General features: G+C 40.7%; 6 protein-coding genes. 1 reads left to right on the top strand and 5 read right to left on the bottom strand.

Going from position 1 to position 4,687, the window contains the following annotated elements:
• Window positions 1-68 precede the first annotated feature (68 nt).
• From R2B77_RS17720 to R2B77_RS17710, 3 genes are read right to left on the bottom strand one after another with little or no spacing between them, the layout of a single operon-like run.
• On the bottom strand, window positions 69-587 hold the full coding sequence (locus tag R2B77_RS17720; RefSeq protein ID WP_203247934.1) for a YcxB family protein: 519 nt from the start codon (window positions 585-587) through the stop codon (window positions 69-71).
• 38 nt (window positions 588-625) lie between these two features.
• Window positions 626-1,042: a hypothetical protein gene (locus tag R2B77_RS17715; protein ID WP_203247933.1), complete on the bottom strand. Its 417-nt coding sequence runs from the start codon at window positions 1,040-1,042 to the stop codon at window positions 626-628.
• Window positions 1,043-1,060: 18 nt separating this feature from the next.
• A complete protein-coding gene (locus R2B77_RS17710) occupies window positions 1,061-1,519 on the bottom strand; it encodes a hypothetical protein (RefSeq protein ID WP_203247932.1) in 459 nt (152 codons plus the stop codon).
• 215 nt (window positions 1,520-1,734) lie between these two features.
• Here R2B77_RS17710 and R2B77_RS17705 point away from each other — a divergent pair, with 215 nt between their 5' ends.
• Window positions 1,735-2,421, top strand: a complete 687-nt coding sequence (locus tag R2B77_RS17705) for a hypothetical protein (RefSeq protein ID WP_203247931.1) — start codon at window positions 1,735-1,737, stop codon at window positions 2,419-2,421.
• Between the two features lie 110 nt (window positions 2,422-2,531).
• On the opposite strand, the gene R2B77_RS17700 is transcribed toward R2B77_RS17705, so the two are convergent.
• Window positions 2,532-3,413, bottom strand: a complete 882-nt coding sequence (locus tag R2B77_RS17700; protein WP_203247930.1) for a DMT family transporter — start codon at window positions 3,411-3,413, stop codon at window positions 2,532-2,534.
• 47 nt (window positions 3,414-3,460) lie between these two features.
• Window positions 3,461-4,486, bottom strand: a complete 1,026-nt coding sequence (locus R2B77_RS17695; protein WP_203247929.1) for an NAD(P)H-dependent flavin oxidoreductase — start codon at window positions 4,484-4,486, stop codon at window positions 3,461-3,463.
• Window positions 4,487-4,687 lie beyond the last annotated feature (201 nt).

Here is a 4,687-nt window from a genome sequence, read left to right as displayed (position 1 = left end):
GTAGGTTTTTCAGTGGCCTCGTAAAAGGGTGAAATACTTTTTTCGATGCATTTTTATTCCTCCACAAATCAATTTTCACTCGTTACCTTCGATTGAATATACTGTCGCACTTCATCCACATGATCTAGCTCTCTTTTAGGTAGGATATAGGCACTTACTGAACTATTGTAGAAAAAGAAATAACCATCGTCTTCTTTCACACTTGTTATGCCCGACCACATCACTTTTGTTTCTTTGTTGGCAGTCGTATCTACCAACCCTTCATCTGACATTTGTAGCTGATGATTGCCCAATAAATCGTCATTCTTGCCCTCTTTAATCATTTTTTTCGCATTACGGGCAATAAGTCTATAAAAATATTTCGGATAAAAAATAACCCATAGTGCGCTCATGATGAGAAAAGTGATGAGCAGTGGCAAAAAAGGTAGATTGCCTATCTTTGAAAATAGATAAGCCACAATGATGTAGAGAAATGGCGTGACAATCCTTTGTAACAGCAAAGACCGTTTGCCCACTTTAGAATGCTTGATATGATACAAATTGAAGTTAATATAGTCCTCTTCCGTTAACTCGTAGTGAATGTTCATAAAATCCTCCTTCAGGCTTAGCAATTTAATAGAAATTATCACCGCTGGCTCAATGCTTCTCCCGTTAAAACCTCATATAAGGTTGCCGAGTCTTGCTCTGTTAACTTTACATACTTATTACTATCCGCAACAATCTCCAAGTTGTCGCCGCTTGGCGTTACCCATAGTAAATAGGATGCTATTTTGTCTTGACTGCCATTCTTCAAAGGAAACTGAAATTGATAATCAGCATAACGATCCATTTGCACTTTAGCATCTTGCCAATCAGCATTTTCCACAATTTCTTTTGCTTTACTAACTTGTTTTCTATTTGTCACTTCTCTAAAATCTTCATAATTGTTTTCTGACTCTACTTGTTTTTGGATAGTTATTTTTTGCCCCCGCACGTTGGCTATGCAACCAGTCGTTAGTAATAATAGTGAAACTAGCATAACGATTAGGTGTATTTTTTTCATTCTATCCCCCATTTTTTATCATCTCTGCCCAACTTCCAGTGCAAAAACGTAATAAGCATCTCCGTACGAAACATTCTCTTCCTGTTCGTCCATCCATCTGGCCGCGTAGTAGTAATAATAAACCCCTTTTTCATCGGGTGCGTTGAACTGATTGTCTTGCACTATGCTAATCTGTTCTCCGCCTTCGCTTATCTGCACAATAGAGAAGTCGCTCGGTTGCAGTCCATCATTCATCATTAAAGAGATGATTTCACCAGGCTTTACACGAATAGACTCCTTACCTTCTAACATTTCAATAGGACCAACCTTGTCAACACAGGTATTTCCCCAACAATAAGTACCTAATAGCGTGTCATACGTTTCATTGCCAATCTCAATAAAGGCTCGTGGTGGCTCTTCCTCTGATAATTCATCTTTTGAACATCCCGGTAAACTCAGTCCTACAAGCGCTACCACTACTAATAACCATCTATTCATACAAATCCCTCCGTATAGAGTAGACGGTTTTAGTTATACAATGTTACATTTTAATGGTAATATTCTATCAATTTGAGGGAGATAAATGTTAATATGGTACTTCCAAGTATATTATATAAGAAAACGGAAAAATAGGCGATAATTTGTGTTGAAATATGCTTAGCTGTAGTCGTAGTTTCAAAATAGCAATTCGTAGTTGAATGGGAGGGAATTCAGTGAAATTTGCTTATCTGTTCGTAGTCTTATTTACTTTAAGTGCCTGTGTAAAGGATACTAGTATCAATGCACCTGTAGTCTCGGAAGATAGTAGCGCGGATCGTACTGTAAACACAGCAATTACGTCTGGTGCGGAACCGAATGTAGTACAAGATCCTCCCAAATATGTAGCTAGTAATGCCAGAGAACTTTCTATTCAAGATTCTGAAACAGCTTATGAAATGTGTGTAAACGCGCTGACTGACTATTATAATGCGGTCTGGAACGGCTCGGATATTGAATTGGAAATATTTATCGATAACGATAACCTTAAACAGTATACACAAAAGAAAATTCAATCCCAATATAATCTGAAAGGAAATTTAAATAGTAAGGTGAAAAATATTGAGATTGACGCTTGGGAAGTGGAATATACTGATGACGTAGATGGAAGTTATCTCTATTTACACTTACCTGTGCACATTAAAAAATTTACAGGTGGTTATGGTGAAGCCACTGAATTTCTTGTACAGAATGTAAACGGCAAGTTAGTCATTGCTGATTGGTATACAGGTGGAAAAGATAGCTATGATTTCATGGTGCGTGGTGAAAATATAACGATTGATAACCCCGACATTTGGAATGACAGTGAATGGGTAGAGAAGTTAAATAGTAAACAGATTGAGTTTTCAGGCTCAATTCGATAGTTAGTTATGTCCAGTTAACTTGGCAATCGAAGTGAGATGGGGGCCAATAAACCAATTTATTACCCCCAGCCATAAACACCATATTCACTAAGTTTGAACTTTAATTTCAATCAACTTACCTGTTCTATTCTCTTCCGCTTCAAAAACCCAAACTTTGTTTCCGATATGATAATCGCAACAAGAATCAGCACCGCGCCAATGACCATTTTCATCGTCATCACTTCACTCAAAATCACAACCGAAAAAGCCATTCCCCAGAAGGCCTCTGTCGATAGAATGATAGCAGCTTTTGTTTCTGTAATAAATTTCTGAGCTACGGTTTGCAATAAGTAAGCAATCGTTGTCGAGAAAATCCCCAAGTAAAGAAGTGGCAGTAGCCCTTCCGATTCCATAGAAAACGATGTTTCCCCTTTAAAGATAACAACCATCCAGCTAATCATCGCCGCTACCGCCATTTGAACGATTGTCAGCAAAACCGCATCCTCATTTTTAACAAATTTAGCTGTGAAAAAAATATGAAATGCAAATCCAATCGCACAGCCTAGCGTCAGCAAATCACCAATGTTCACTCCTGCAGATAGTTGAAGCGATAGCACCGCTACTCCAATCAAAGCAATCACTGCCCCGCTTAATTCAAATAAATCGATTTTCCGCTTGTACAATAAAAAGCCGATGAAAGGGACAATGACAACATTGACCGCTGTTAAAAATGCATTTTTAGAAGGAGTCGTATATTGTAATCCTACTGTCTGAAGAATAAATGCGACATACAAAACAAGCCCTAAGATTGCCCCGTTTACAATCGTGCTTTTCTTAATATATTTAAGTTTTTTATAAAATAAAGCACATAGAATTACGAAACCAATTAAAAATCTTCCTGCTAAAATCTGATAGGGCGTGTAGTGTTCCAACGACACCGCACTCGCAACAAATCCACTTCCCCAGATGATTGCTGTAATAATAAGTCCTATTTCGCCAATATATTTCCGCATTTTCCCCATCGCCGTCCTTATAAATATCATCTACCTAGTGTATCAAATCAGGTGAGGGAATGGCATAAGCTTTCAATAATATCTTTCAGCTTTCCGCCCGTAGTCAAATGTACACTTTCGCCTGCCCACAGCGACATGTATTCCTGTTTCCCTTGCTGTGCCGCCGCTTTTCGGATTTCCTTGGTCAAGTCGTTTTGGTACGGATACGGTGCAATGACCGCGTCTTTCATCTCATAAATAAACTGATTGCGAATGCCACGTGCTAATTTGCCTGAAAAAGCATTCGTTACAACCGTGCATCCTTCACTTGCACTCAAAATAGCTTTTTTATAGACAGGATGCGCTCCACTTTCATCTGCTGCAAGTAGTGCGGTTCCGATTTGGACTACTTGCGCACCTGCAGATAGTGCGCTTGCTAGCTGTTCTTTATTCGCAATGCCGCCCGCTGCAATGATGGGAATTTGAACGGCTGCGACGACTTCTCTTAGCAATTCGTCCAGTGGAATCAATGTGAATTCCCCAGTAAAGGAGCCTCGATGTCCGCCAGCTTCACTGCCCTGTACGACAACCGCATCCATGCCCGCCTGTTCCGCTAGTTTCGCCTCTTCTACCGTCGTCGCCGTCCCGATAAGATAGACATCGTTGTCCTTCAGCAATCGTATAGTTTCGGCATCTGGCAATCCGAATGTGAATGAACAAATTCTCACGCCTTCCTCCACTACGACTTGCACTTGCTCGTCAAACTGGAATTCCGACAACGGTGCCTTCCAAAACGGCATACCTAGCTGTTTGCCAATCGGCTGCAATGCCTCATAAGCCTCTCGTAAATAGAGTTGCTGCATTTCAACCTGCTCCGGCACAAACAAATTCACCGCAAACGGCTTATCTGTTTTCTCCTTTATTGCGCCAATAAATTGCCGTGTTTCCTCTGCTGACAGATAGCCTGCTCCAATCGAGCCAAGTATGCCTGCTTCTGCAGATGCCACCACAAACTCCGGCGTCGTCACCCCTGCCATCGGCGCTTGGATGATGGGATGTTTGATTTCAAATCGCGTCATAATATCCCTGCTCATTCCATCCACTCCTATTCCCTAATTGCTTCTAATTGTGTACCGGCACCCTGTTTATGACCGGCATAGGGCTTGTTATGCTCGCCATCGATGCAGTTATGACCGCCTTGGAGCCTGTTATGACCGGCACGGGTAGGTTTATGACCGCCTTGAACTAATTTGTATAGAGCTCAATCATTTAATCGATACATACCCCGTCTTCTC

Source organism: Sporosarcina beigongshangi (assembly GCF_033485195.1).
In the GTDB taxonomy this organism is placed as follows: domain Bacteria; phylum Bacillota; class Bacilli; order Bacillales_A; family Planococcaceae; genus Sporosarcina; species Sporosarcina beigongshangi.
This window is presented reverse-complemented; position numbering and strand designations above follow the sequence as displayed.